This is a genomic window from Microbacterium gilvum, from assembly GCF_039543865.1.
Classification (GTDB): domain Bacteria; phylum Actinomycetota; class Actinomycetes; order Actinomycetales; family Microbacteriaceae; genus Microbacterium; species Microbacterium gilvum.
In genome coordinates this window covers 322,961-348,483 of the sequence record NZ_BAABKO010000001.1, presented here as the reverse complement: position 1 = coordinate 348,483, position 25,523 = coordinate 322,961, and the positions used below count along the sequence as shown (strand labels likewise).

The 25,523-nt window shown below is 72.8% G+C and carries 22 protein-coding genes; 12 read left to right on the top strand and 10 right to left on the bottom strand.

Annotated elements, in window-relative coordinates:
- The first annotated feature begins 3 nt into the window (after positions 1–3).
- The 5 genes from ABD998_RS01810 to ABD998_RS01790 are packed head-to-tail and all read left to right on the top strand — an operon-like array spanning position 4 to position 4,873.
- Entirely contained in the window at positions 4–1,032 is a 1,029-nt protein-coding gene (locus tag ABD998_RS01810; protein ID WP_345435332.1) for an iron-siderophore ABC transporter substrate-binding protein, read from the top strand.
- Positions 1,029–2,081 (top strand): FecCD family ABC transporter permease, encoded by a 1,053-nt coding sequence (locus ABD998_RS01805; RefSeq protein WP_345435330.1) that lies wholly within the window; start codon positions 1,029–1,031, stop codon positions 2,079–2,081. Before ABD998_RS01810 ends, ABD998_RS01805 begins: the two co-directional genes overlap by 4 nt.
- Positions 2,081–3,142 (top strand): FecCD family ABC transporter permease, encoded by a 1,062-nt coding sequence (locus tag ABD998_RS01800; RefSeq protein WP_345435328.1) that lies wholly within the window; start codon positions 2,081–2,083, stop codon positions 3,140–3,142. The genes ABD998_RS01805 and ABD998_RS01800 overlap by 1 nt, the downstream gene beginning before the upstream one ends.
- Positions 3,139–3,972 carry an ABC transporter ATP-binding protein gene (locus tag ABD998_RS01795; RefSeq protein ID WP_345435327.1) on the top strand — a complete coding sequence of 278 codons (834 nt, stop codon included), beginning with the start codon at positions 3,139–3,141 and terminating at the stop codon, positions 3,970–3,972. The genes ABD998_RS01800 and ABD998_RS01795 overlap by 4 nt, the downstream gene beginning before the upstream one ends.
- A gap of 1 nt (position 3,973) precedes the next feature.
- Entirely contained in the window at positions 3,974–4,873 is a 900-nt protein-coding gene (locus ABD998_RS01790) for a siderophore-interacting protein (RefSeq protein WP_345435325.1), read from the top strand.
- Positions 4,874–4,879: 6 nt separating this feature from the next.
- On the opposite strand, the gene ABD998_RS01785 is transcribed toward ABD998_RS01790, so the two are convergent.
- On the bottom strand, positions 4,880–5,854 hold the full coding sequence (locus ABD998_RS01785) for a sugar-binding transcriptional regulator (protein ID WP_345435323.1): 975 nt from the start codon (positions 5,852–5,854) through the stop codon (positions 4,880–4,882).
- Positions 5,855–5,958: 104 nt separating this feature from the next.
- Here ABD998_RS01785 and ABD998_RS01780 point away from each other — a divergent pair, with 104 nt between their 5' ends.
- The 3 genes from ABD998_RS01780 to glpK all read left to right on the top strand — a co-directional run bounded on the left by ABD998_RS01780 (position 5,959) and on the right by glpK (position 10,079).
- Positions 5,959–7,665, top strand: a complete 1,707-nt coding sequence (locus tag ABD998_RS01780; RefSeq protein WP_345435321.1) for a glycerol-3-phosphate dehydrogenase/oxidase — start codon at positions 5,959–5,961, stop codon at positions 7,663–7,665.
- Between the two features lie 110 nt (positions 7,666–7,775).
- The gene (locus tag ABD998_RS01775; RefSeq protein WP_345435319.1) at positions 7,776–8,531 is read left to right on the top strand and encodes an MIP/aquaporin family protein; all 756 of its coding nucleotides are present in this window, start codon (positions 7,776–7,778) and stop codon (positions 8,529–8,531) included.
- Positions 8,532–8,564: 33 nt separating this feature from the next.
- Positions 8,565–10,079 (top strand): glycerol kinase GlpK, encoded by a 1,515-nt coding sequence (gene glpK / locus ABD998_RS01770; protein WP_345435317.1) that lies wholly within the window; start codon positions 8,565–8,567, stop codon positions 10,077–10,079.
- A gap of 54 nt (positions 10,080–10,133) precedes the next feature.
- On the opposite strand, the gene ABD998_RS01765 is transcribed toward glpK, so the two are convergent.
- Genes ABD998_RS01765 through lipB form a run of 5 tightly spaced genes read right to left on the bottom strand, consistent with a single transcriptional unit; the run spans position 10,134 to position 14,403 of the window.
- Positions 10,134–10,547 (bottom strand): VOC family protein, encoded by a 414-nt coding sequence (locus tag ABD998_RS01765; RefSeq protein ID WP_345435315.1) that lies wholly within the window; start codon positions 10,545–10,547, stop codon positions 10,134–10,136.
- A 20-nt stretch (positions 10,548–10,567) separates the two neighbouring features.
- Positions 10,568–12,127 carry a signal recognition particle protein gene (ffh, locus tag ABD998_RS01760; RefSeq protein ID WP_345435313.1) on the bottom strand — a complete coding sequence of 520 codons (1,560 nt, stop codon included), beginning with the start codon at positions 12,125–12,127 and terminating at the stop codon, positions 10,568–10,570.
- Between the two features lie 55 nt (positions 12,128–12,182).
- The gene (locus ABD998_RS01755) at positions 12,183–12,758 is read right to left on the bottom strand and encodes a TetR/AcrR family transcriptional regulator (protein WP_345435311.1); all 576 of its coding nucleotides are present in this window, start codon (positions 12,756–12,758) and stop codon (positions 12,183–12,185) included.
- Between the two features lie 20 nt (positions 12,759–12,778).
- Positions 12,779–13,768 (bottom strand): lipoyl synthase, encoded by a 990-nt coding sequence (gene lipA / locus ABD998_RS01750; protein ID WP_345435309.1) that lies wholly within the window; start codon positions 13,766–13,768, stop codon positions 12,779–12,781.
- The gene (gene lipB, locus ABD998_RS01745; protein WP_345435307.1) at positions 13,765–14,403 is read right to left on the bottom strand and encodes a lipoyl(octanoyl) transferase LipB; all 639 of its coding nucleotides are present in this window, start codon (positions 14,401–14,403) and stop codon (positions 13,765–13,767) included. The genes lipA and lipB overlap by 4 nt, the downstream gene beginning before the upstream one ends.
- Before the next feature lie 116 nt (positions 14,404–14,519).
- Here lipB and ABD998_RS01740 point away from each other — a divergent pair, with 116 nt between their 5' ends.
- From ABD998_RS01740 to ABD998_RS01725, 4 genes are read left to right on the top strand one after another with little or no spacing between them, the layout of a single operon-like run.
- A complete protein-coding gene (locus tag ABD998_RS01740) occupies positions 14,520–16,148 on the top strand; it encodes an ABC transporter substrate-binding protein (protein ID WP_345435305.1) in 1,629 nt (542 codons plus the stop codon).
- A 6-nt stretch (positions 16,149–16,154) separates the two neighbouring features.
- The gene (locus ABD998_RS01735) at positions 16,155–17,141 is read left to right on the top strand and encodes an ABC transporter permease (RefSeq protein WP_345435303.1); all 987 of its coding nucleotides are present in this window, start codon (positions 16,155–16,157) and stop codon (positions 17,139–17,141) included.
- Positions 17,138–17,941, top strand: a complete 804-nt coding sequence (locus ABD998_RS01730) for an ABC transporter permease (RefSeq protein ID WP_345435300.1) — start codon at positions 17,138–17,140, stop codon at positions 17,939–17,941. The genes ABD998_RS01735 and ABD998_RS01730 overlap by 4 nt, the downstream gene beginning before the upstream one ends.
- Positions 17,938–19,446, top strand: coding sequence for an ABC transporter ATP-binding protein (locus ABD998_RS01725; protein ID WP_345435298.1), 1,509 nt, complete (start codon positions 17,938–17,940; stop codon positions 19,444–19,446). The genes ABD998_RS01730 and ABD998_RS01725 overlap by 4 nt, the downstream gene beginning before the upstream one ends.
- Here the strand turns inward: ABD998_RS01725 and ABD998_RS01720 are convergent.
- From ABD998_RS01720 to smc, 4 genes are read right to left on the bottom strand one after another with little or no spacing between them, the layout of a single operon-like run.
- Positions 19,430–19,930, bottom strand: coding sequence for a DUF2004 domain-containing protein (locus ABD998_RS01720; RefSeq protein WP_345435296.1), 501 nt, complete (start codon positions 19,928–19,930; stop codon positions 19,430–19,432). The two genes, ABD998_RS01725 and ABD998_RS01720, sit on opposite strands and share 17 nt — an antisense overlap.
- A 24-nt stretch (positions 19,931–19,954) precedes the next feature.
- Entirely contained in the window at positions 19,955–20,824 is an 870-nt protein-coding gene (ftsY, locus tag ABD998_RS01715; RefSeq protein WP_345435294.1) for a signal recognition particle-docking protein FtsY, read from the bottom strand.
- 36 nt (positions 20,825–20,860) lie between these two features.
- Positions 20,861–21,985 (bottom strand): class I SAM-dependent methyltransferase, encoded by a 1,125-nt coding sequence (locus ABD998_RS01710; RefSeq protein ID WP_345435292.1) that lies wholly within the window; start codon positions 21,983–21,985, stop codon positions 20,861–20,863.
- Entirely contained in the window at positions 21,982–25,491 is a 3,510-nt protein-coding gene (gene smc / locus ABD998_RS01705; RefSeq protein ID WP_345435290.1) for a chromosome segregation protein SMC, read from the bottom strand. The genes ABD998_RS01710 and smc overlap by 4 nt, the downstream gene beginning before the upstream one ends.
- Positions 25,492–25,523: the final 32 nt, after the last annotated feature.

Sequence of the window (25,523 nt, the reverse complement as noted above, 5' to 3'; positions counted from 1 at the left end):
CCCGTGCACACCACGCGTGCGCTCGCGTTCGCCGCGACCATCGCCGCAGCCGCCGCCCTCACGGCCTGCGCCACCCCAGCCGACGAGACCTCCGAGAGCGCGGCCCCCGCCGACTCGGCCGCATCCGGCACCTTCCCCGTCACGGTCGAGCACGCGCTCGGCGAGACGACCGTCGAGAGCGCTCCCGAGCGCGTCGCGACGATCGGCTGGGGAAACCACGACGTCGCGCTCGCGCTCGGCATCGCCCCCGTCGGCGTCGACGACCAGACCTGGTCGATGGACGGCAGCGACGGCCTCGGACTCTACGACTGGTCGCTCGAGGCGTACGAGGAGCTCGGCGCCGAGGAGCCCGTCATCTTCTCCACGTCCGACGGCACCGACTTCGAGGCCATCGCCGACACGGCTCCCGACCTCGTGCTCGCCGGCTACTCGGGGCTCGACGACAGCTCGTACGCGACCCTCTCGGAGATCGCACCCACGATCGCGTACCCCGACGCGGCGTGGCTGACGCCGTGGCGCGACGTCATCCGCATCGACTCCGAGGGCCTCGGCCTCGCGGAGGAGGGCGAGGAGCTCGTCGCATCGCTCGACCAGCAGATCGCCGACGCGACGGCCGACGCGTCGTTCGAGGGCAAGACCGCTGCATTCTTCTACATGAGCGCGGCCGACCTCTCGACGATCTCCGTCTACGGCGAGGGCGACTCGCGCACGGCGTTCCTCGGCGACCTCGGCTTCGACCTTCCCGAGGTGGCGCAGGGCACGACGAACTTCTACGCCGACATCAGCGCGGAGAACGCCGACGAGCTCGCCGACGTCGACGTGATCGTCACGTACGGCGGCGACGAGCTGCTTCCCGCCCTCCAGGCCGACGAACTGTGGAGCACGCTCCCCGCCGTCCAGAACGGCGCCGTCGTGACGGTCGGCTCCGGCGACGCGTTCAGCGGCGCCGTGACGCCCACCGCTCTCTCCATCCCGTGGATGCTCGAGGACTACGTCGCCCTCCTGGACGACGCCGTCGCCCAGGCAGAGTGACACTCGCCGACACCGGCCAGCGCCGCGCGTCCGCCCCGGCGGACGCGCGGCGCCGCGTCGTGCTCGTGGTCGCGAGCACCGCGGCCGTGCTCCTCGTGCTGCTGGCCTCGCTCGCATTCGGCTCACGCGCCGTCAGCCTCGGCGAGATCCTCGACGGCCTCGGATCGTGGTTCCGGGGGATCGTGCCGGAGGACATCGGCGCCATCGCGGTCCAGCAGCGCATCCCGCGCACCGTGCTCGCGCTCGTCGCGGGAGCCGCGCTCGCCCTCTCCGGCGCGCTCATGCAGGCGATCACGCGCAACCCCATCGCCGACCCCGGCATCCTCGGCGTGAACACGGGAGCGGCCCTCTTCGTCGTCTGCGGCATCGCCTTCCTCGGCATCACCTCCGTCTTCCAGTTCCTCGGGCTCGCACTCGCCGGGGCGGCCCTCACGGCCGTTTTCGTCTACGTCGTCGGGTCGGTCGGCGCGGGCGGCGCGACGCCCATCAAGCTCGCCCTCGCCGGGGCCGCCACGACCGCGGCGCTCTCGTCGCTCGTGAGCGCCGTCCTCCTGCCCCGAGTCGCCGCCATGAACGAGTTCCGCTTCTGGCAGGTCGGGGGCGTCGGCGGGGCGACGTGGGAGACGATGGCGATCATCGTGCCGCTGCTCGCCATCGCGGCTCTCGCGGCCTTCCTCGCGGCGCCGGCGCTCAACGCGCTCGCCCTGGGCGACGACGTGGCCGTCGGCCTCGGAATCCGCGTGGGCCCCACGCGCGCCCTGGCCGCCGCGGCCGGTGTGGTCCTCTGCGCCGCCGTCACGGCGGTCGCCGGGCCGATCGCCTTCGTCGGCCTCATGGTGCCGCATGTCGTCCGCCTCCTCACGGGGCCCGACCAGCGCTGGATCCTCCCCTTCTCCGCCGTCGGCGGCGCCGTGCTGCTCACGGCGGCCGACACCCTGGGGCGCGTCATCGGCTCGCCGGGCGAGGTCGAGGCCGGGATCGTCACGGCGTTCCTCGGCGCCCCCGTCCTCGTCGTCATCGCCCGCCGCACGCGCATGAGAGCCCTCTGATGTCCGCCGTCCTCACCCCCGCGCCCGTCCCCGCGGCGCCCCTCGACGCCATCCGAGCGGGCCGGCGCCGCCGCGGTCTCCGACGCGCCGTCGCGACGGCCGCGCTCGCCGTCCTCCTGGTCGCCCTGATGGCCGCCATGCTCCTGCTGGGACGGACCATCTACCCGGTGTCCGACGTCGTCGCGGTCGTGCTCGGCGCCGACATCCCCGGCGCCTCCTTCACGGTCGGCGGGCTGCGCATCCCGCGCGCCCTCACCGGCGCCCTCGCCGGGATCGCCTTCGGCGTGGCGGGCACCACCTTCCAGACGATGCTCCGCAACCCCCTCGCGAGCCCCGACGTCATCGGCATCACCTCGGGTGCCAGCGCGGCCGCCGTCGTCGCGCTCATCGTCCTGCACTGGTCGTCGGGCGCGACGATCGTCCTCGCGCTCGTCGCCGGCATCGGCACCGCCGCCGTGATCTACGCCGCCGCCCGCGGCGGGGAGTCGACAGGCGGGCGCCTCATCCTCATCGGCATCGGCGTGGGCGCGATGCTCGACGCCGTCGTGTCCTTCGTCATCTCGCGCGCCGCCGAGTGGGACGTCCCCGTCGCGATGCGGTGGCTCACGGGCAGCCTCAACGGCGCCGCGATGTCCGACCTGCCGCCCCTCGCGATCGCCGTCGCGGTGCTCGTCCCCCTCGTCCTCGTCCTCTCCCGCGATCTGAGGGCGCTCGAGCTCGGCGACGCGTCGGCCACCGCCCTCGGCGTGCGCGTCGACCGGTCGCGGATCCTCCTCATCCTCGCGGCCGTCGCGCTCGCGTGCTTCGCGACCGCGACGACGGGGCCGATCGCGTTCGTCGCGTTCCTCGCCGGCCCCATCGCGGCGCGCATCGTCGGCCCCGGCGGATCGCTCGTCCTCCCGGCCGGGCTGTTCGGCGCCTGCCTCGTGCTCGGCGCCGACCTCATCGGGCAGTTCGCGTTCGACACGAAGTTCCCCGTGGGGGTCGTGACGGGCATCCTCGGCGCCCCCTACCTGCTCTACCTGCTCATCCGCACGAGCCGACTCGGAGGTTCCTCGTGACCGTGCAGCACACCCTCGAAACACGCGGCCTCGTGGCCGGCTACGGCGCCAGGACGATCGTCGACGGCGTCGACCTCGTCGTGCCGGCCGGGCGCATCAGCGTCATCGTCGGCGCGAACGCCTGCGGCAAGTCGACGCTGCTGAAGACGATCTCCCGACTCATCCCCGCGAAGGAGGGCGGCGTCGTGCTCGATGGGCGGCGCATCGACGAGCTCCCCACGAAGGAGCTCGCGCGCACCCTGGGCCTCCTCCCCCAGCAGCCGGTCGCGCCGGAGGGCATCGCGGTCGCCGACCTCGTCGGGCGCGGCCGCCATCCGCATCAGAGGCTCTTCCGCTCCTGGACCCGCGACGACGAGCGCGCCGTCGCAGCCGCGCTCGAGGCGACGGGCGTCGCCGAGCTCGCCGACCGGTCGGTCGACGAGCTGTCGGGAGGTCAGCGCCAGCGCGTCTGGATCGCGATGGCCCTCGCCCAGGAGACCGGGATCCTCCTCCTCGACGAGCCGACGACGTTCCTCGACGTCACCCACCAGGTCGAGGTGCTCGACCTCCTCACCGACCTCAACCGCCGCGAGGGCACGACGATCGTCATGGTCCTGCACGACATCAATCTCGCGGCGCGGTACGCCGACCACCTCTTCGCCCTCCGCGCAGGACGTCTCGTCGCGCACGGCGCCCCCGCCGACATCGTCACGAGCGAGCTCATCGGCGAGGTCTTCGACCTCGATGCGCTCGTCATCCCCGATCCGGTGTCGGGCACGCCGCTCGTGCTCCCGCGCGGGCGGCACCATGTGATCGACGCGCCCTCCGCCCGTTCCACGACAGGAGCCTGACATGGCCGACATGGAGTTCTTCCGCGCGCGCGTCGCGCGCATCGCCGACCTGACGCCCAGCTTCCGGCGGTTCACCTTCACGGGCGACGGCCTCGACCGCTACGGGGACCCGGGGTTCGACCAGCGCATCAAGGTCGTCTTCCCCGCTCCCGGCCTGACGTTCGACGACATGCCGACGGGGGACGACTGGTACACGGCGTGGCGCGCGCTGCCGCCCGAGTCGCGCCTGCCGTTCCGCACCTACACGACGCGTGCAGTCCGCAACGCCGAGCGGGAGGTCGACGTCGACATGGTCGCGCACGATGTGTCCGGTCCCGCGTCGGCGTGGATCGACAGGGCTCAGGTGGGCGACGAGGTGCTCCTCCTCGCCCCCACCGTCGATCGCACGGGCGTCAGCTACGGGGTCGACTTCGTGCCTCCCGCCGAGGTCGAGCAGATCCTCCTCGCGGGCGACGAGACGGCGGCGCCGGCGATCGCGGCGATCCTCGAGCAGCTGCCCCGCGACGCCAGGGGCGTCGTCGTGCTCGAGGTGCCCGACGCCAGGGATGCCGCCTACCTCCCTTCCCACCCGGGCTTCGACGTCCACGTCTCAGGTCGCGAGGGCGCGGAGCGTCACGCGCATCTCGTCCGCACCGTCACGGCCGTCGCCCCCGTCCTCTGCGCACCGGGTCGCGGGGCGGAGGTGGAGGAGATCGACGTCGACCACGACATCCTCTGGGAGGTGCCGCGAGCCAAGAAGGGCGGGGCAGCGCTGCGCAGCGCTCCGCTCTACGCGTGGCTCGCCGGGGAGTCCTCCGCCATCAAGACGCTGCGGCGCCACCTCGTCGCCGAGCACGGCGTCGACCGCCGCGCCGTGGCGTTCATGGGGTACTGGCGGCTGGGGCGCGCGGAAGGCGAGTAGCCCCGATCAGGCCGACTCGACCAGCAGGCGCGCCAGGGTCTCGTCGAGCACGACGTCGGTGACGAGCCCCGCGGCGACGGCGGCGCGCAGGCTCGCGAGCTTGTGCGCACCCGCGACGACGCAGACGCGCCGCGGCACCCGTCGGATCCGATCGAGCGTCGGGCCCGTCGCGCGGGCGTTGAGGCGGATGTCCCGCCACGAGCCGTCCGCGCGGAAGAAGACCGTCGCCAGATCGCCGATGACGCGGTCCTCCCCCAGGCTGCGGTAGTCGGCCTTGTCGAGGTAGCCGCCGACGTAGACGCGGCTCGGCACCTCCGCGGACGGCGACCCCAGGCTGAACAGCGCGAGATCCATTCGCGCCTGCAGCTCGAGCACGCGCCGGGTGCTCCGCTCCCGCCACATCGCCTCGCGCGTCGCCGGGTCGTCGAAGAACGCCGGGACCGGGAACTGCTGCACGCGCGCGCCGAATGCCGCGCCGAACCGCTGCAGGATCTCGCTGGAGTACTCGACGCCCGTCGTCTGCGTGTTGCCCGCGCCGTTGAGCTGGACGACGGTCGTGTTGTGGGTCTCCTTCTGCGGCAGGTTGCGGCTCACGGCGCTGAGCGTCGAGCCCCACGCCACGCCCACGACCATGTGCGAGTCGACGAACTGCGCGAGCAGCCGCGCCGCCGTGAGCGCGACGCGTTCGAGCCTGTCGACGTCGCTCACGCTCTCCGGCAGCGGGACGACGTGCGCGGCGACATGGAAGCGGTCCGCGATCCTGCGCTCGAGCTCTCCCCCGCGTTCGAGGGGCGAGGTGATGCGGATCTCCACGAGCCCCGTCTCGCGCGCATGGCTGAGCAGCCGCGACACGGAGGAGCGCGAGGTGCCGAGCTCCTGCGCGATCGACTCCATGGTGCGGTCCTGCAGGTAGTAGAGCTGCGCCGCCTTGAGCGCCTGCAGCATCTTGCCGTCGCGCATCCGCGCACCGTCCTCGACCATCCGACCCTCCTCCGACGGCGCGCCGTGCACATATGTGCAGTCGAGTTGCGCGCATGTGTCCGCCGACTGAGGCTATACCCGAACGAGCGAGAGGGAGGTCGACGATGATCGACACGCACAACGCACAGGAGCGGCCGGCGGTCGCCTCGGTCCGAGCCGCAGGACGCACGACGGTCGTCGTCATCGGCGGAGGCATCAACGGGATCTCGACGTTCCGCGACCTCGCCCTGCAGGGCGTCGACGTCGTGCTCGTGGAGCGGTCGGACTTCGCCTCCGGCGCATCGGCCGCCTCCAGCCACATGATCCACGGCGGCATCCGATATCTCGAGAACGGCGAGTTCCGCCTCGTCAGGGAGTCCGTCCAGGAGCGCAACGGGCTGCTCCGGATCGCACCGCACTTCGTCAAGCCGCTGCGCACGACCATCCCGATCTACTCGACGTTCTCCGGCATCCTCTCGGCCCCGCTCCGATTCCTCACGCACCGTTCGGGCAAGCCGCAGGAGCGGGGCGCCGCGCTCATCAAGATCGGGCTCGTCCTCTACGACACGTTCTCGCGCGACGGCGGCTCGGTCCCGCGCCACCGCTTCCTCGGACGGAAGAAGTCGCTGTCCGAGCTCCCCGCGCTCGACCCCGCGGTGAAGTACACCGCGACCTACTACGACGCCTCGATGCACGATCCCGAGCGTCTCGCCCTCGACGTGCTCCAGGACGGCCTCGCCGCGCACGAGGGGGCGCACGCCCTCAACTACGTGGAGGCCGTCGCACGCACGGCCGACGGCGTGGAGGTGCTCGATCTGGAGACCGGCACGCGCTTCGAGATCGCCGCCGACGTCGTCGTGAACGCCTCTGGCCCGTGGACGGACCTCACGAACGAGGCGCTCGGCACCTCCACCCGCTTCATGGGCGGCACCAAGGGCTCACACATCGTGCTCGACCACCCCGAGCTCCTCGCGGCGACCCAGGGCAGGGAGATCTTCTTCGAGCACTCCGACGGGCGCATCGTGCTCATCTACCCCCTGAAGGGACGCGTGCTCGTCGGGACGACCGACATCGACGCCGACCCGCGCGAGCCCGCACGCTGCACCGAGGAGGAGGTCGACTACTTCTTCGACCTCGTCCATCACGTGTTCCCCTCGATCGCCGTGGACCGGTCGCAGATCGTCTACCGCTTCGCCGGCATCCGCCCGCTCCCCCGGCACGAGGACACCGCGCCCGGCTTCGTCTCCCGCGACTACCGCGTCGAGGTCGACCGTTCGGCCCGCGTCCCGCTCGTCAGCCTCGTCGGCGGCAAGTGGACGACCTTCCGCGCGCTCGGCGAGTCGCTCTCCGACATCGTCCTCGGTCTCGTCGGCCGCACGCGCTCCGTCTCCACCTCCGGCCTGCCCATCGGCGGAGGCAAGGACTTCCCGCGCACCGATCCCGATCGCCGTGCCTGGATCGGCGCCCACCTGCCGGGGGCCGGCGCGCGCGGAGAGGCGCTCCTCACGCGGTACGGCACGCGCGCGGCCGCGGTCTGGGAGGACGTCGAGCAGGGTCACGACGAACCTCTCGCCGGCGGCGCGCTGTCCACGCGCGAGCTCGCCTGGATGGTCCGCAACGAGCACGTCGTCCACCTCGCGGACGTGCTCCTGCGGCGCACCAGCATCGCCTTCACGGGCGACGTCGACGCCGACGTGCTCGACGAGGTCGCCGATGCGCTCGCTCCTCTCCTCGAGTGGGACCGCGAGCGTCGCGATGCCGAGGTGCAGGAGGCGCGCACGCTCCTCAACGACGCCCACGGGCTCACGATCCCCGATCGCACCCGCCACTGAGGCGGGGCGATCGCCCGGGCCTCCTCCGACAGGGCCCGCACGGGAGATCCTCTCCCACCCGCAGCGCGGCGGCAGGGGGGCCGCCGCGCCCCTGAAAGGTCGAAGAAGACATGAATGAAGTGAATCTCGGGCTGTACTTCCTGTCCGAGTTCGTCGGGACCGCGCTGCTGATCCTGCTGGGCTGCGGCGTCGTCGCCAACGTCGTCCTCGCGAAGACGAAGGGCCTCGGCGGCGGAACCCTGATGGTCAACTGGGGATGGGGCCTCGCCGTGTTCGTGGGCGTGCTCGCCTCCGCGTACTCGGGCGCCATCCTCAACCCGGCCGTGGGCATCGGCCTCCTCATCGCGGGGACCATCTCGTTCCCGATGTTCCTCGTCGCCATCGCGGCCGAGCTCCTCGGCGCGATCGTCGGCGCCGTGCTGTGCTGGGCGGCCTACCGTCAGCACTTCGACGCGGAGGAGGAGCCGGCGAACAAGCTCGGAGTCTTCTCGACGGGCCCGGCCATCCGCTCGTACGGGCACAACCTCGTCACGGAGATCATCGCGACGTTCGTGCTCGTGTTCGCCGTCTTCGCGTTCGCCGACTACGGCGACATCGAGGTCGGCGTCCCCGGCGGGCTCGGTCCGCTCTCGGCGCTTCCGGTCGCCCTCGTCGTGGTCGGCATCGGCGCCTCGCTCGGCGGCCCGACCGGCTACGCCATCAACCCGGCACGCGACCTCGGTCCCCGCATCGCGCACGCCCTGCTGCCCATCAAGGGCAAGGGGTCGAGCGACTGGTCCTACGCCTGGGTGCCCGTCGTCGGCCCCCTCCTCGGCGGCGCGCTGGCCGCGCTCGCCGCTCCCGCCCTCCTCGGGCTCGCCGCCTGATCCGACCCCCGTTTCGAAGGAGAACAGAACATCATGGCCGACTACATCATCGCCATCGACCAGGGCACGACCTCGAGCCGTGCGATCATCTTCGACCGCGCCGGCAGCATCGTCGCCACCGGCCAGAAGGAGCACGAGCAGATCCTGCCGCACCCGGGCTGGGTCGAGCACGACGCGCGCGAGATCTGGCGCAACGTGCAGGAGGTCATCGGCCTCGCGTTGAGCCGTGCCGACCTCACGCGGCACGACATCGCGGCCATCGGCATCACGAACCAGCGCGAGACGGCCGTCGTGTGGGATCGCACGACGGGCGAGCCCGTCTACAACGCCATCGTGTGGCAGGACACGCGCACGCAGGCGATCGTCGACCGGCTGGCGGCCGACGGCGGGGTCGAGCGCTTCAAGCCGATCGTGGGCCTGCCGCTCGCGACCTACTTCTCGGGCACGAAGATCGCGTGGATCCTCGAGAACGTCGACGGCGCGCGGGAGAAGGCCGAGGCGGGGCAGCTCGCCTTCGGGACGACGGACTCGTGGGTGCTCTGGAACCTCACGGGCGGCGTCGACGGCGGCGTGCACGTCACGGACGTCACGAACGCGTCGCGCACGCTGTTCATGGACCTCGAGACGCTCGAGTGGCGCGACGACATCCTGGAGGCGTTCGGAGTCCCGCGCTCGATGCTGCCCGAGATCCGGTCGTCCTCCGAGGTCTACGGCGCCGCGGAGGACTCCTCCCTTCTGCGCGAGACGCCCATCGCTGGCATCCTCGGCGACCAGCAGGCGGCGACGTTCGGACAGGCGGCGTTCACCGCGGGCGAGAGCAAGAACACGTACGGCACCGGCAACTTCCTCATCTTCCAGACGGGCGAGGAGATCGTCCGCTCGCAGAACGGGCTGCTCACGACGGTGGGCTACAAGCTCGGCGACCAGCCGACGCACTACGCGCTCGAGGGGTCGATCGCCGTCACCGGGTCGCTCATCCAGTGGCTGCGCGACCAGCTCGGCATCATCTCCTCCGCGCCGGAGGTGGAGACGCTCGCCGCCGGCGTGGAGGACAACGGCGGCGTGTACGTCGTCCCGGCGTTCTCCGGCCTGTTCGCCCCGTACTGGAGGCCCGACGCGCGCGGCGCGATCGTCGGTCTCACGCGGTACGCGAACAAGGGTCACATCGCACGCGCCGCGCTGGAGGCCGTCGCCTTCCAGACCCGCGACGTGCTCGACGCGGTGAACGCCGACGCGGGGGTGGATCTCGCCGAGCTCAAGGTCGACGGCGGCATGGTCGCCAACGACACGCTCATGCAGTTCCAGGCCGACGTCCTGGGCGTGCCGGTCGTGCGCCCGGTCGTCGCGGAGACGACGGCGCTCGGAGCGGCCTACGCGGCCGGTCTCGCGGTCGGGTTCTGGAACGGGCTCGACGATCTGTCCGCGAACTGGCAGGAGGACCGTCGCTGGGAGCCCTCCATGGACGACGCAGAGCGCGACCGCCTGCTGCGCCAGTGGCGGAAGGCCGTCACGAAGTCGATGGACTGGGTCGACGACGACGTGAGCTGACCTGTCGGGACGAGAGGACGAGGGCCGGGGAGCGATCCCCGGCCCTCGTGCCGTTCACGGCAGGAGCGACTCCCCGAGCGGCGACGGGTTGACCGCGATCTCCCAACGGAATCCGTCGGGGTCGGCGAAGTACCCCGAGTAGCCGCCCCATTCCCGGTGCACGGCGTCGGAGACCGTCACGGCGCCCGCCGTCCGCGCGAGCGCGAGCCCGTCGTCGACCTCGCGCTCCGTGCGCAGGTTGTGCGCGAGCGTGATCGGCGGCGTGCCGCCCGAGGCGACCATGCCGATCTCGCGCTGTGCGTGCGCGCGATCCCACAGCGACAGCAGGAGCCGCTCGCCGACGCGGATCATGAGCACCTCGCCCGGCGCCTCGAGCTCCGCCGTCCACCCGAGCCCGTCGATGTAGAAGGCCCGGGATGCCGCGATGTCGTCGACGACGAGCGTGATGAGGCTGACGCGCTGATCCATGCCGCCAGTCTCACATGGGCTCAGCCCTTGCCGAAGAGCTTCTGGATCTCGGCGAGGTCCGCCTCGCTCGGCTGCGCCGGGGAGCCGCCGAGCCCGAAGCCCGACCCCGTGGGCGCCGCCGCTGCGGGAGCCCCGGAGTTCTCTGCCGCGCGCTTGGCCGGGTTCCCCGACCGCGATCCCTGCGGCTTCCGGCCCTTCTTCGCGCCGCGCTTCGCCGAGGCGCCCGGCTTGCCCATGCCGGGCATCGCCCCCATCCCCGGGATCTGCGGCGTGCCGCCGCGGGCGACGGTCTTCATCATCTTGGCCGCCTGCTCGAACCGGTTCACGAGCTGGTTCACATCGGTCACCGTCATGCCGGAGCCCTTCGCGATGCGCAGGCGACGCGATCCGTTGAGGACCTTCGTGTTCTGCCGCTCCGCGGGCGTCATCGAGCGGATGATCGCCTCCGTGCGATCGATCTCGCGCTCGTCGAAGTCGTCGAGCTGCTGCTTCATGGCCCCCATGCCCGGGAGCATCCCGAGCATCTTCTTCATGGAGCCCATCTTCTTGAGCTGCTGCATCTGCTGGAGGAAGTCCTCGAGCGTGAACTGCTCCGTGGCGAGCTTCTCGGCGACCTTCGCCGCCTCCTCCTCGTCGAACGCCTGCTGCGCCTGCTCGATGAGCGTCAGGACGTCGCCGAGGTCGAGGATGCGGCTCGCCATGCGGTCGGGATGGAAGTCCTCGAGGTCGTCGAGTCCCTCTCCCGTCGAGGCGAAGATGATGGGACGGCCCGTCACGGACGCGACCGACAGCGCGGCGCCGCCTCGCGCGTCGCCGTCGAGCTTCGACAGCACGACGCCCGTGAAGTCGACGCCCTCCTGGAACGCCTTCGCGGTGTTGACGGCGTCCTGGCCGATCATGGCGTCGATGACGAAGAGCACCTCGTCGGGCTGGGTCGCCCGGCGGATGTCCGACGCCTGCTTCATGAGGTCGGCGTCGACGCCCAGTCGGCCGGCGGTGTCGATGATGACGACGTCGTGCTGCTGCCGGCGCGCGTGCTCGACGCCGTCGCGGGAGACCCGCACGGGGTCGCCGACGCCGTTGCCCGGCTCGGGCGCGTAGATCGCCGCGCCTGCGCGCTCCGCGACCACCTGGAGCTGGTTCACGGCGTTGGGGCGCTGGAGGTCGGCGGCGATGAGGAGCGGCGTGTGGCCCTCCTTCTCCAGCTTGCGGGCGAGCTTCCCGGCGAACGTCGTCTTGCCCGAGCCCTGCAGGCCGGCGAGCATGATGACGGTCGGCGCCGTCTTCGCGAACTGCAGGCGACGCTGCTCGCCGCCGAGGATGCCGACGAGCTCCTCGTTGACGATCTGGACGACCTGCTGCGCGGGGTTGAGCGCCTTGTTGACATCGTCGCCGAGCGCGCGCTCGCGCACCTTCGCGGCGAACTCCTTTACGACGGGCAGCGCGACATCCGCGTCGAGCAGCGCGCGGCGGATCTCCCGCACCGTCCCGTCGACGTCCGCGGGCGAGAGCTTGCCCTTGGTCCGGAGGTTGCGGAAGGTGTCGGTGAGGCGCTCCGAGAGCGTGCCGAAGGTAGCCATGATGCGTCGATTTTACCCGCTGCCGCCGACCGGCCGACCCACGGCGCCCGCCGGGTCAGCTGACGGCGCCCGGCAGCGCGTCGAGCGCATCGGCGAGGACGTCCCGGAGGGCGCGTGTGCCCGGCCCCGCGAGCGCCCAGTGCCGCAGCGCGCTCATGACGGCACCCGCGTACGCGGCGCCCGCGATGTCGGCGGACAGCCCGTCGCGGCCGCCCCTGCGCGCTCCCGTCGCGATGGTCGACGCGATCCGCGCCATCCGCACCGCCGACTCCCGCTCCAGGTCGGCGGCCATCCCCATCGCGTCGGCGTTCGCGATGGCGAGCGCCAGGGCGTCGGGGCGGAGACCCTCCGCGAACGTCAGCACAGCGCTCCGGAGCACCGCGTCGAGCGGATGGCCGGGGGCATCCAGCAGGTCGGCGAGCACCGCGGAGCGCTCGTCGAAGGGCGCCCAGAGGAGCCCCGCCTTCGACGTCGCGTAGTTGAAGAAGCTCGAGCGGCTGACCCCGGCCCTCCGCGCGATGTCGGCGATCGACGTGGCCTCGAAGCCCTGCTCGAGGAACAGCTCGCAGGCCGCCTCCGCGAGCACATCGCGCGAGGATGCCCTCGGCCGCCCTGCTCGCACTCCCGCCATCCTGCCAGGCTAGCCGCCGCTCACACGGCCTGCGCGAAGCCGAGGTCGGCGGAGGCCGCGATGTGCGCGAGGTGCGCGGGGATCTCCCTGCCCTTCGACGCCATCGACTGCGCCCAGAGGCGCCCGGCGCGGTACGACGAGCGCACGAGCGGGCCCGCGAGCACGCCGAGGAACCCGATCTCCTCCGCGATGCCCTTGAACGCGACGAACTCCTCCGGCTTGACCCAGCGGTCGACGGGATGATGGCGGGGCGTCGGGCGCAGGTACTGCGTGATCGTGATGATGTCGCAGCCGGCGTCGTGCAGATCGTGCAGCGCCTCGACGACCTCGTCGGAGGTCTCGCCCATCCCGAGGATGAGGTTCGACTTCGTGATGAGACCCGCGTCGTGCGCCTGCGTGAGCACGTCGAGCGACCGCTCGTAGCGGAACGCCGGACGGATGCGCTTGAAGATGCGCGGCACGGTCTCGACGTTGTGCGCGAACACCTCGGGCCGCGCGTCGAAGATCTCCCCGAGGAAGGAGGGGTCGGCGTTGTGCTCGTTGGCGAGCAGCTCGACGCCGGTGTTCGGGTTGAGCGCGTGGATGCGGCGGACGGTCTCGGCGTTGAGCCACGCCCCCGTGTCGGGGAGGTCGTCGCGCGCCACGCTCGTCACGGTGGCGTAGCGCAGGCCCATCCGCTGCACGCTCTCCGCGACGCGACGGGGCTCGTCGGTGTCGTAGTCGGCGGGCTTGCCCGTGTCGATCTGGCAGAAGTCGCAGCGGCGGGTGCACTGCGATCCGCCGATGAGGAACGTCGCCTCCTTGTCCTCCCAGCATTCGAAGATGTTCGGGCACCCCGCCTCCTGGCACACGGTGTGCAGGTCCTCCGACTTCACGAGCGCGTGCAGCGCCTGGTACTCCGGCCCGAGCTTCGCGGTCGTCTTGATCCACGGCGGCTTGCGCTCGATGGGCGTCTCGGCGTTGCGCACCTCGAGGCGCAGCAGACGGCGCCCGTCGGGCCCCGCGCTCACGCGGCGATCCCGGCGTACTCGGCGCGGAACGCGGACACGACCGTGTCGACGACGTCGGAGGGCCGGATGATGCGGCCCGCGTGCGAGCTCATGGTCGTCACGCCCGCATCGGAGATGCCGCACGGGATGATGCCGCCGAACCCGTCGAGGGTGTTGTCGCAGTTGATCGCGAAGCCGTGCATCGCGACGCCCTGCGCGACGCGGACGCCGATCGCCGCGACCTTCTCCTCTCGGAGCACGCCGCGGACCCAGACGCCGCTGCGCCCCTTCACCTGGTAGCCGTCGACGCCGTGCTCGGCGAGCACCGCGATGAGCACGCGCTCGAGCCGGCGCACGTGGTCGACGACGGCGAAGGGCGCTGGCAGGCGCACGATCGGGTAGCCGACGAGCTGGCCGGGCCCGTGCCACGTGATCTTCCCTCCGCGGTCGACGTCGACGACGGGCGTGCCGTCCTGGGGCCGCTCGTGCGGCTCGGTGCGCTTGCCTGCGGTGTAGACGGCCTCGTGCTCGAGCAGCACGAGCGTGTCGTCGCGCTCCCCCGCGACGACCTCAGCGTGGAGCCGCCGCTGCAGCTCCCACCCCTCGAGGTAGGGGACGTAGTCGGGCGCGAGGCCCGCGAGCAGGACGTCGGTCACGTCGATCTCCTTCGCGATCTTTTTTGGATCGCGTCCAACAATAGCCTCCCGCGCGTCCGCCCCGTCGCTGCGCCGGTAATGTTGGACACCGTCCACTTTCCTCTCCGAAAGCCGCCATGCCCTCTCCTCGACTCACCGCCGCCGCGGCCGCCCTCTCCCCCCTCCTGCTCCTCGCCGCATGCTCCGCCCCGGAGGCCCCGGCTTCCGACGACGTCCTCGAGGGCGGCACGCTCGTCTACGCGACGGGCGATGCGGAGCCGACCTGCCTGGACCCCCACGTGGGCGGCAACTACCCGCAGGCGCTCCTCAGCTCGCAGTACCTCGAGCCGCTCTTCGGCCGCGACGCGGACGGCGCCATCCAGCCCTGGCTCGCGTCGGGGTGGGAGGTGTCGGAGGACGGCCTCACGTGGGACATCGCCCTGCGCGACGACGTCGTCTTCACCGACGGCACGCCGTTCGACGCGGAGGCCGTGGTGGTCAACATCGAGCACCTGCAGGACCCCAACACCGCGTCCTCGACCGGCTACCTCGCCGTCGAGCAGATCGACGAGGTCGAGATCGTCGACGATCACGCGGTGCGGCTGCACCTGTCCGCCCCCAAGTCGGCGCTCCTCGAGGCGCTGAGCCAGCCGTGGACGGCCATGGAGTCGCCCGCCGGCCTCGCCCGCGGCCAGGAGGAGAACTGCCTCGCCCCCGTCGGCACGGGGCCCTTCGTCGTGGACGAGTGGGTGCCGCAGCAGCGTGTGACGCTCGTGCGCAACGACGACTACGTGTCGACGAACCCGACCGCCGACCACGACGGGCCCGCGTACCTCGACGGCATCGAGTGGCGGTTCATCCCGGACGCCGCGACGCGGCAGGCGGCACTCGCGTCGGGCGAGGTCGACGTCGTCGACAACCCGCTCCCCTCGGACATCGTCGCGGCGGAGGGACTCGGCCTCACGCACATCGACGCCCCGCGCCCCGCCTCCTCCAACCGCATCGAGCTCAACACGGCGCAGGCGCCGTTCGACGATGTGCGCGTCCGCGAGGCGTTCATCCGCGCCGCCGACCCGACCCCGGGCATCGACACGCTCTTCCTCGGGACGGCGGAGCGCTCGTTCTCCCCGCTGTCGAGCGTCGAGCCGCTCGCCTACTCGGACGAGTCCCTGTTCGCCACCGATCCTGACGCCGCCGATGCGCTCCTCGACGAGGCGGGCTGGACCGAGCGCGACGACGACGGCGTTCGGATGAAGGACGGCGCGCGCCTCACGGTGCGCTTCCCCGTCTCCACGAACCAGTCGACGGCGGCCGAGCAGTCGCTCTTCCAGCAGATCCAGGCGAACACGGCCGCGGTCGGCTTCGACGTCGTGCTGTCGCCCGTGGACCTCTCGACGTGGTACGGAGCGCTCGGCGCGCACGAGTACGAGGCCGTCAGCGCTCCGTACACGATCGTCGGCCCCGATGTCCTGCGCATCCTCTACCACTCGTCCGGCACGGTGCCTGCGCCGTCGGGATACTTCGCCAACCACGCCATGCTGCAGGTGCCGGAGCTCGACGCCGCGCTCGACGCGGCAGCCTCCGCCCTCGACCCGGCCGACCGCGCAGCGCAGTACACCGAGGCGCAGCGCATCGTGCTGGAGAGCTTCGCCATCCTGCCGCTCTACGACCAGCAGAACCACTTCCTCGTGGGCGGCGCGACCGGTGTCGAGACGCTCGGCACCGTCGCCACCCCGTCGTTCGTCGACGCCCGTCTGACGGACTGAGACCGGATGGCGGCGCTGCGCTGGATCGCGGAGCGGGTCGGACGGGCGATCCTCGTCGTGGGCATCACGGCCACGGTCGTGTTCTTCGCACTGCGGGCGACGGGCGACCCGCTCGAGGCGATCCTCGGCGGGCCGGGCTCCCAGGCGGGTCCCGACGCCGTCGCAGCGGCGGAGCGCGCGTACGGACTGGACCAGCCGCTCGTCGTGCAGTACGCGCTGCAGCTGTGGCGCGTCGCGACGCTGCAGCTGGGCGACTCGTACGCACGGCACCAGCCCGTCGCCGAGCTGATCGGCCGGCAGCTGCCGTCGACGCTGCTGCTCGCCCTGCTCGCCCTCGCCCTCGCGTGGGCGCTCGCGGTCGTCGGCGCGGTCGTCGCGACGACATCGCGCGGCATCGCGGGCCGTGCCGTCGACGCCGTGCTGCGGGCCGTCGAGGTCACCGCGACCGTCGTGCCGCAGTTCTGGCTCGGGGCCGTGCTCATCCTCGTGTTCGCCACGACGCTCGGGGTGCTCCCCGCCACGAGCACGGGCAGCGGCCCCGCATCGCTCGTCCTCCCGGTCGTGACGCTCGCCGTGCCGATCGCGGGCTTCCTGGCGCAGGTGTCGCGCGACGCTCTGCACGAGGCGGAGGAGTCTCCGTTCGCGACGTCGGCGCGCTCGCGCGGCGCGTCCGACATCCGCGTGCTCCTGCGGCACACCCTGCGGCATGCGAGCCTTCCGGCGCTGGCGCTGTCGGGCTGGGCCTTCGGCAATCTCCTCAGCGGCGCGGTCGTCGTCGAGGTGCTCTTCGCACGCCAGGGACTCGGACGCCTGCTGCAGGAGGCCGCACTCGCCCGCGACGTGCCGGTCGTCGTGGGCGCCGTGTCGGTCGTCGCCCTCCTCTATGTCGCCGTGATCGTGATCGCCGACGCCGCGGAGCTCCTCGTCGACCCGCGACTGCGCGGTGCGCGCCCCCGCGCCGTCCGCGCGCCCGACGTGGCGGTCGGCTCGTGAGCGCGCTCGGCCGGCTGGGATGGCCCGGCGCGGCCGCCGCGGCGGCACTCGCCGTGCTCGGCGCGGCGGTCACGTCGCCCTGGCTGCTGGCGCCGGGCGACCCGCTCGCGATCGACCCCGCCTCCGCGTTCACCTCGCCGTCGGCGGCGCACCCGCTCGGCACCGACGAGTCGGGGCGCGACGTGCTCACGCGCATCGTGCACGGCGCGGCCGCCTCCGCCGGCATCGGCCTGGCGGCGACGGCCGTGGGGATCGGGCTCGGCCTCGTCATCGGCTTCACGGCGGGTCTCGGCCCGCGCTGGCTCGAGGCGGCTCTCGGGCGCGTCATCGAGGTCCTCTTCGCCCTGCCGACGCTCGTCCTCGCCCTGCTCCTCGTCGCGGTCCTCGGTCCCGGGACGGAGAGCTCGGTGCTCGCCATCGGCCTCGCGACCGCTCCCGGCTACGCGCGGATCCTCCGCAGCCGCGTGCGCTCCGTGGCCCGCAGCGATTACGTCGCCTACGCGCGGTCGGAGGGCGTGGGCGGCGCGGCGCTGTTCGCCCGCCACATCGCGCCCAACACGCTGTGGCCGCTCGTCGCCACGGCGACGCTCGGCATCGGCCAGGCGATCGTCTGGGTGTCGGCGCTCAGCTTCCTCGGGCTCGGCACGCCACCGCCGTCGCCGGAGTGGGGCGCCATGCTCGACGCCGGGCGCGTCTACATCTCCTACGCGTGGTGGCTCACGGTCTTCCCCGGCCTCGCGATCGTCGGGACCGCCGTCGTGCTCACCGTGCTCGGCCGTCGCATCGGTGCCGTCCGATGAGCCGCCTCGAGGTCGCGGGGCTCCGCGTCTCCCTGCCGCGCACAGGCGAGGTGCTGCACGGCGTAGACCTGTCCCTGGCCGCCGGCGAGGTGCTCGCGGTCGTCGGCGGATCGGGCGCCGGCAAGTCCGTCCTCGCCCGCACGCTCCTGGGCCTCGCACAGGACGACCCGCTGGCGCGTGTGTCCGCCGACGCGCTCTCGCTCGACGGCGTCGACATGCGACGGGCCGGTCGCCGAGGATGGCGCGCACGGCGCGGCGTCGACGTCGCACTCGTGCTCCAGGACGCGCTGCAGTCGCTCGACCCGCTCCGCACGCTCGAGGCGGAGGTGGGAGAGACGCTCGCCGTCCGTCGCGTGCCGCGCCCCGAACGGCGGCGCCGCGTGATCTCGGCACTCGAGCAGGCGGGGCTGACGGACGCCGAGGCGCGCCTGCGGCAGCGTTCGGGGGAGCTCTCGGGCGGGATGCGCCAGCGCGCGCTCATCGCCTCGGCGATCGTCGCGGGCGCACCCGTCCTCGTCGCGGACGAGCCGACCACGGCCCTCGACGCCACCACGGCCGTCCGCGTCCTCGACCTGCTCGGGCGGCTGCGCGACGATGGCGCGGCCATCCTGCTCGTCACCCACGACCTCGGCGCGGTGGCGCGCATCGCCGACCGTGTCGCGGTGCTCGACGCGGGGCGCGTCGTGGAGACCGCGACGACCGCCGCCCTCCTCGCCGCGCCGCACCATCCGACGACCGCCGCCCTCCTCGCGGCGCGTCCGTCCGGCCCGCGCCCGGGGCCGCCGGCCGAACAGGGACGCACGCTCCTCGAGGCGAGGGCGCTCGTGCGGCGCTACTCCTCCGGCGCGGGCACCGCGACGGCCGTCGACGGCGTCGACCTCGACGTCCGGGCCGGCAAGACGGTCGGCATCGTGGGCGAGTCGGGATCGGGCAAGTCGACGCTCGCGCGCCTCCTCCTCGGCGCGGAACGGCCGGACGCCGGCTCCGTACGGCACGGCTCCCCCGTTCCGCGCGTGCGGCTCGTGCCGCAGGATCCGCTCGGCTCGTTCGATCCGCGGCACGACGTGGCCCGCATCCTGCGTCTGTCGCACCGCGACGGCGCACCGGGCCCCGAGGCGCTCCTCGCACGCGTGGGGCTCTCCCTCGACGTGCTCGCGCGGCGCCCGGCATCCCTGTCGGGCGGACAGCGCCAGCGCGTCGCGATCGCCCGCGCTCTCGCGGGCCGCCCCGACGTGCTCGTGTGCGACGAGCCCGTCTCGGCGCTCGACGTCACGACCCAGGCGGGCGTGCTCGACCTCCTGCGCGGACTGCAGCGCGACGAGGGGCTCGGCGTCGTGTTCATCTCGCACGACCTGGCCGTCGTGCGCACGATGGCCGACCGGGTCGCCGTCATGCAGGCGGGGAGGATCGTCGAGGAGGGCCCGACGGAGGCGGTCTACGCCGCACCGTCCCATCCCTTCACGCGCGAGCTGATCGCGGCGATGAGCGCTACTCGGCGCTCGTGACGGAGTGCACGGCGCCGTCGCTCGTGAGGTTCACGAGCAGGACGTCGTCGGTCGCATCGGGGTCGAGCGCGTACTCGAGCACCGCGAACGGGTCGCCGCCGCCGTGCTCGTCGGCGAGGATCGTCATGCTCATGAGGTTGAGCGAGCGGATGATGTCGACCGCCGCATCGCCGGAGACGTCCACGAGGAACTCCTCGAGCCCGTCCCCCAGGGCCTCCTGCTGCATGAGGATGTACTCGGTGACCTCGCTCGCCCTGTTGTCGACCTCGCCGAGCATGGCGACGCGGCTGCGGCGGTCGATCTCCTCGAGCGATGACACGATCGCCGCGGCGGCGTCGAGCGCGTCCTGCGACACGTCTTCCTGATCGGGCGCCGTCAGGTCGACCGACACCGTCTGATCGCCGAGCTCAACGTTCTCGGACCAGAAGATCGAGCCGTCAGGGCCGGACTCCAGCAGGCCGAAGAAGTCGTGTTCGATCGCCATGGGGCCACTCTTCCATTCGCGAGGTCAGTCGACAAGCGACGCGGCGAAGACATGCGGGGTGAAGCCCGTGAGGTCTCCGATCCCCTCGCCCTGTCCGAGCAGCTTGACGGGGATTCCGGTGCGCTCCTGCACGGCGAGCACGAAGCCGCCCTTCGCCGAGCCGTCGAGCTTGGTGAGGACGAGCCCCGTCACGCCCGCGTGCTCGAGGAACGCCTGGGCCTGCATGACCCCGTTCTGCCCCGTCGTGGCGTCGAGCACGAGCAGCACCTCGCTGATGGGAGCCTGCTTCTCGATCACGCGGCGGATCTTCGTCAGCTCGTCCATGAGGCCGCCCTTCGTGTGGAGGCGGCCGGCCGTGTCGACGAGCACGATCTCGGTCCCCGTGCGCTTCGCCTCGTCGATCGTCTGGAAGGCGACCGATGCCGGGTCCTGCCCCTCGCGCTCCGGGCGCACGATACGGGCGCCGCCGCGCTCCGCCCACGTCGCGAGCTGGTCGACTGCCGCGGCGCGGAACGTGTCGGCGGCCCCCACGATCACGCTGCGCTCGTATCGCCGCAGGAAGTGCGCGAACTTCCCGATCGTCGTCGTCTTCCCGACGCCGTTGACGCCCACGACGAGGACGACGGCGGGGCGCTCTGTGAGCTTCAGCGTCGTGTCGAAGCGGGCGAAGTGCTCTTCCAGCGTCTCCTTCAGCATGCGCTGGAGGTCGCGCGGATCGGTCGTCCGATAGCGGTCCACCTTGTCGCGCAGCTCGTCGACGATGCGCTCGGTGATGTCGGGGCCGAAGTCGGCCGTGAGGAGGGCCGTCTCGAGGTCGTCCCAGGTGCCCTCGTCGATCGTGGGCTTGACGAACATCCCGCGCAGCGCGCGCCCCAGTGACCACTTCTCCGCCATGCCCCCAGCCTAGTTCGCGCGGGGGCGCGCGACGGATCAGCGGCGCGTCGACGCGGTCACCGTGAACCTGCTGTTCCGCCCGATCTGCCGGGTCGGCCCCACGATCCGCTCGAGGGCGCCGCGATAGACCAGGTGCGAGTTCCACACGCACCACAGCTCGCCGCCCCGGCGCAGCACGCGCGCGGCGTCCGCGAACAGACGCGGGGCGATGCGGTCGGTGACGGCCGCGCCGGAGTGGAAGGGCGGGTTGAGCAGGACGAGGTCGGCGGACGCGTCCTCGCAGGACCCGAGGCCGTCGTCGCGCACCACCGACACCCGGTCGGCGACGCCGTTGGCGCGGACGGTGGCCGACGCGGACGCGACGGCTGCGGCGGACTGGTCGGTGGCGACGACGCGCGCCTGCGGGTGCGCGAGCGCGAACGACGTCGCGAGCACGCCCGTCCCGCACCCGAGGTCGATCGCGCGCTCCGCGGCGGGCAGCTGGCCGAGGAAGCCGAGGTGGAACCGCGTGCCGATGTCGATCGACGCCCCGGCGAACGCGGCGCCGTGGGCGCACACGGTGAGTCCGAGGTCGTCGTGCCGCACGCGTCTCGGCCAGCGCGCGGCGCCGCCGCGGCGCGGACCCGCCGCCCTCAGCACGCGCGACTTTCCCGCGGCACGGCTCGCGGAGACGTCGGAGAAGTGACGCGCCAGCACGTCGTTCATCCCGAGCGTCATGTGCTTCACGCGGCCGCCCGCGACGACGCGGACGTCGTCGGCCGCGTGCGCGGCGACGAGCTCGGCGATCTCGTCGAGCGCGTCGAGCGCCCGCGGCAGCTGGAGCAGGACGAGGCGCGCGCCGACGAGGAGGCCGGAGTCGAGGCCGTGCCGCTGCAGCCGCGAGAGGTCGACGCCCGTCTCGCGGGCGTTCTCGGAGAGGGCGCGCTCGCCCGTGAGCGCGTCCTGGTGCAGCCGGACGCGCGTCGCCGGATGCGCGTCGAGCAGCGGCAGCGCGAGCGCACCGTAGCGGTCGCCGATGATGACGACGTCCGAGCCCGGCTCCCCCGCCTCGGCGAGGATGAGCCGGTCGCTGGCATCCGCGGCGACGAGATCCGGGGCCTCGACGTCGGGGCGGCGACGAAGCTCCGGCGCGAGACGGGCGAAGGAGTCGACGGCGGTCACGATGCCGCCCTGTCGCCGACCCGCTGCCCGACGACGGCCGACACCCCGTCCTGGCGCATCGAGACGCCGTACAGGGCGTCGGCGATCTCCATGGTGCGCTTCTGGTGGGTGATGACGAGGAGCTGGCTCGACGCGCGCAGCTGCTCGAAAACGCCCAGAAGGCGCCCGAGGTTGGCGTCGTCGAGCGCAGCCTCGACCTCGTCGAGGATGTAGAACGGGCTCGGACGCGCCTTGAAGATCGCGGTGAGCAGCGCGACCGCCGCGAGCGAGCGCTCGCCTCCCGAGAGCAGCGAGAGCCGCTCGATCTTCTTGCCGACGGGGCGCACCGTGACCTCGATCCCCGTCGTCAGCATGTCGTCGGGGTCGGTGAGCGCGATGTCGCCCTTCCCGCCGGGGAAGAGGATCGGGAACACCTCGTGGAAGGCGGCCCGGGTGTCCTCGAACGCCGCCGCGAAGATCGTCTGCATGCGCTCGTCGAGATCGGCGATGATCGTCAGCAGGTCCTTGCGCGTCTGGACGAGGTCGTCGAGCTGCTCGGTGAGGAAGCGGTGGCGCTGCTCGAGCGCGGCGAACTCCTCCAGCGCGAGGGGGTTCACGCGTCCCAGCTGGGCGAGCTTCCGCTCCGCCTCGCGCAGGCGCCGCTCCTGCATGCGGCGATCGTAGGGGATGGTCGACGGCTCGTCATCGTCCGGCGCCGCGCCGGGATCGCGGGGCGCCGGCTGGGTCGGGCCGTACTCGGCCACCAGGATCTCCTCGCCGAGACCGAGCTCGCTCGCGACGCGCTCGAGGAGGCTCGTCAGATGCAGCTTCTTCTCGTGGATCTGCAGCTCGAGGCCGTGCACGCTCTCGGTGAGCCCGGTGAGCCGGTCGCGCAGGCGCGCCTCGTCGGCGCGCAGCGCCCGCAGCTCCTCGGTGACGGCCGATCGTGCGCTCTCTGCCTCCGCCAGCGCGATGCGCGCCTCCGCGACCGACCGCGCCGTCGCGTCGAGCACGGCAGGCACCTCGTCGGCGACCCCCTGCGCGATCTCGCGCTGCGCCCGCCGCACGACGGCCCTGCGGGCGGCGCGCTCCGCCGATTCGCGCTCGCGCTCGCGCTGCCGCTCCAGCTCGTCGGCGCGCGCCGTCGCGGCGCGCACGCGCTCGCGCAGCGTCTCCACCTCGAGGCGGGCGGCCATCTCCCCCTCCCGCGCGCTCTCCACCGCGGCGAGCAGCCCTTCCCGTGCCGAGGCGTCGAGCACGGGTCGCGGCTGCGACGCCGCCACCTCGAACGCCTCGGCGGCCGTGCGCGCGTCGGCCTCGGCGTCGGCCACAGCCGACGCCGCCTGCACCAGGCCGGCACGCAGGCGATCGCACTCCGCGACCGCGGCCTCGTGACGCACGGTGACCCGGTTCACATGCTCGGCGTGCTGGGCGAGCTGCGCATCGTGGGTGCGGAGCTCGTGGAGCCGCTCCTTCGAGACGCGGCGCGCCGTCCGCAGCCGCTCGTCCGCCTCGGCCCGTTCGGCTGCGCGCGAGTCGACGGAGGCGCGCACCTCCACGAGGCGCTCGACCGCGGCGTCGCGCTCGGCCTGCAGCTCGAGGCGGGAGCGCTCGCCGCCCGTCCCCGCCCGCAGCGTGTGCGCCGTCGCCACCTCCCCCGTGCGCGTCACGGCGACGAGGTCGAGCTCCGGCTCCGCGGCGAAGACGGCGCGCGCAGCGGAGAGGTCGTCGACGATCACGACCCGGGCGAGCACGCCGCGGACGCCGTCGGGGCCTGTGACGACGTCGAGGGCGGAGACGGCCACGGGCGGCACGGGAGGACGCGCGGCCACCGGCGCGTCGGCGATGACGATGTCGACGACGCCCGCCTCCTCCGCCTCGGCCGCGACGCGGTGCGCCGCGGCCGTGTCGTCGACGAGCACGCCCTCCGCCCGTGTGCCGAGGACGGCGGCGATGGCGGCCTCGAAGCCCCCGCGCACCTGCACGCTGTCGCCCACGAGTCCCCGTACGCCGTCGCCTCCGCGCGCGATGATCTCCGCCGCGCCTCCGCGCACGTCGAGCGCGCTTCCGAGCGCCGCGGCCTTCGCCGCGAGGCCGTCCGCCTCGCGCTCGGCGACGCGGTGCGCCTCGCGCAGCGACTCGAGTGCCGTCTCGGCCTCCGCCGCCTCCCGCTGCGCGTTCTCGTACGCCGCCTGCAGGTCCGCCGCCTCGCCCTCCGTCGCGGCGATGTCCTCGAGCTGGGCGAAGGCGTCCGCGGCCTCGATGCGGCGGGCCTCTGCGGCGTCGAGGGCGTTCTGCTGGCGGAGGACGCCGCCGCGCACCGCGGCGAGCGTCTGCTGCGCCGCGTCCACCGCGGCGCGCAACGTCGTGAGGCGCATGTCGTGCGCGGAGACGAGCGCGCTCTGCTCGGCGATCTCGACGTCGAGCGCGTCCAGGTCGGCGCGCGCGGCCGCGACGCGACGCGAGGCCTGCTGGGCGGCGTCCTGCGCGCCGCCGATGCCGTCGGAGATCGCGACGGCCTCGGCGCGCGCGTCGTCGACGGCCGCCTGCGTGACGGTGACGCGATTCGCCGCCTCGTCGTCGTCGGCACCCAGGAGCGACAGACGCTGGTTGGCGAGCGTGAACAGTCCGCGCAGCCGCTCCTGGACCTGCTCGAGGCCGAAGAGCACGCGACGCGCCTCGTCCACGGCCTCCGCGTTCTGCTCGCGCTCGAGCGCGGAGATGCGCGCCTTCACCCGGTCCGACTGCTCCTGCAGGACCATCCGCTCGGCGTGGCGCTCGTGCTCGTCGCGCGCGTGCGCCGCGAGCGTGTCGCGCAGCTGCACCACGTCGTCGGCGTACAGGCGCGCCTTCGCGTCGCGCACGAGCGCCGCGATCGTCTGCGCCTCGCGGGCGATCTCGGCCTGACGCCCCAGCGGCTTCAGCTGACGCCGGATCTCGCCGGCGAGATCGCTCAGCCGCTGGAGGTTCTGCTCCATCGCGTCGAGCTTGCGGACCGTCTTCTCCTTGCGCCGACGGTGCTTGAGGATGCCCGCCGCCTCCTCGATGAAGCCGCGGCGCTCCTCCGGGGTGGCCTGCAGCACGCTGTCCAGACGCCCCTGGCCGACGATGACGTGCATCTCGCGCCCCAGGCCCGAATCGCTCAGCAGTTCCTGCACGTCGAGCAGCCGGCACGACTCGCCGTTGATCGCGTACTCGCTCTGGCCGCTGCGGAACAGCGTGCGGCTGATCGTCACCTCGGTGTACTCGATCGGGAGCGCGCCGTCGGCGTTGTCGATCGTGAGCTGCACCTCCGCACGCCCGAGCGGCCCCCGCGTCGCCGTGCCGGCGAAGATGACGTCCTCCATCTTCCCGCCGCGGAGCGTCTTCGCGCCCTGCTCGCCCATCACCCACGCGAGTCCGTCCACGACGTTCGACTTGCCCGAGCCGTTGGGGCCGACGATCGCGGTGACACCCGGTTCCAGCGCGAACGTCGTCGGCTGCGCGAAGGACTTGAAGCCCTTGAGCGTGAGGCTCTTCAGGTGCACCGGCGCCGCCCTCCGTCCTGCCGTCGATCCGC

Excerpts from the sequence above, each read along its gene's own strand:
- ABD998_RS01800 (WP_345435328.1), top strand. The coding sequence starts at position 2,081 with ATGTCCGCCGTCCTCACCCCCGCGCCCGTCCCCGCGGCGCCCCTCGAC.
- ABD998_RS01790 (WP_345435325.1), top strand. The coding sequence starts at position 3,974 with ATGGCCGACATGGAGTTCTTCCGCGCGCGCGTCGCGCGCATCGCCGAC.
- ABD998_RS01785 (WP_345435323.1), bottom strand. The coding sequence starts at position 5,854 with ATGGTCGAGGACGGTGCGCGGATGCGCGACGGCAAGATGCTGCAGGCG.
- ABD998_RS01780 (WP_345435321.1), top strand. The coding sequence starts at position 5,959 with ATGATCGACACGCACAACGCACAGGAGCGGCCGGCGGTCGCCTCGGTC.
- ABD998_RS01775 (WP_345435319.1), top strand. The coding sequence starts at position 7,776 with ATGAATGAAGTGAATCTCGGGCTGTACTTCCTGTCCGAGTTCGTCGGG.
- glpK (WP_345435317.1), top strand. The coding sequence starts at position 8,565 with ATGGCCGACTACATCATCGCCATCGACCAGGGCACGACCTCGAGCCGT.
- ABD998_RS01765 (WP_345435315.1), bottom strand. The coding sequence starts at position 10,547 with ATGGATCAGCGCGTCAGCCTCATCACGCTCGTCGTCGACGACATCGCG.
- ffh (WP_345435313.1), bottom strand. The coding sequence starts at position 12,127 with ATGGCTACCTTCGGCACGCTCTCGGAGCGCCTCACCGACACCTTCCGC.
- ABD998_RS01755 (WP_345435311.1), bottom strand. The coding sequence starts at position 12,758 with ATGGCGGGAGTGCGAGCAGGGCGGCCGAGGGCATCCTCGCGCGATGTG.
- ABD998_RS01740 (WP_345435305.1), top strand. The coding sequence starts at position 14,520 with ATGCCCTCTCCTCGACTCACCGCCGCCGCGGCCGCCCTCTCCCCCCTC.
- ABD998_RS01735 (WP_345435303.1), top strand. The coding sequence starts at position 16,155 with ATGGCGGCGCTGCGCTGGATCGCGGAGCGGGTCGGACGGGCGATCCTC.
- ABD998_RS01725 (WP_345435298.1), top strand. The coding sequence starts at position 17,938 with ATGAGCCGCCTCGAGGTCGCGGGGCTCCGCGTCTCCCTGCCGCGCACA.
- ABD998_RS01720 (WP_345435296.1), bottom strand. The coding sequence starts at position 19,930 with ATGGCGATCGAACACGACTTCTTCGGCCTGCTGGAGTCCGGCCCTGAC.
- ftsY (WP_345435294.1), bottom strand. The coding sequence starts at position 20,824 with ATGGCGGAGAAGTGGTCACTGGGGCGCGCGCTGCGCGGGATGTTCGTC.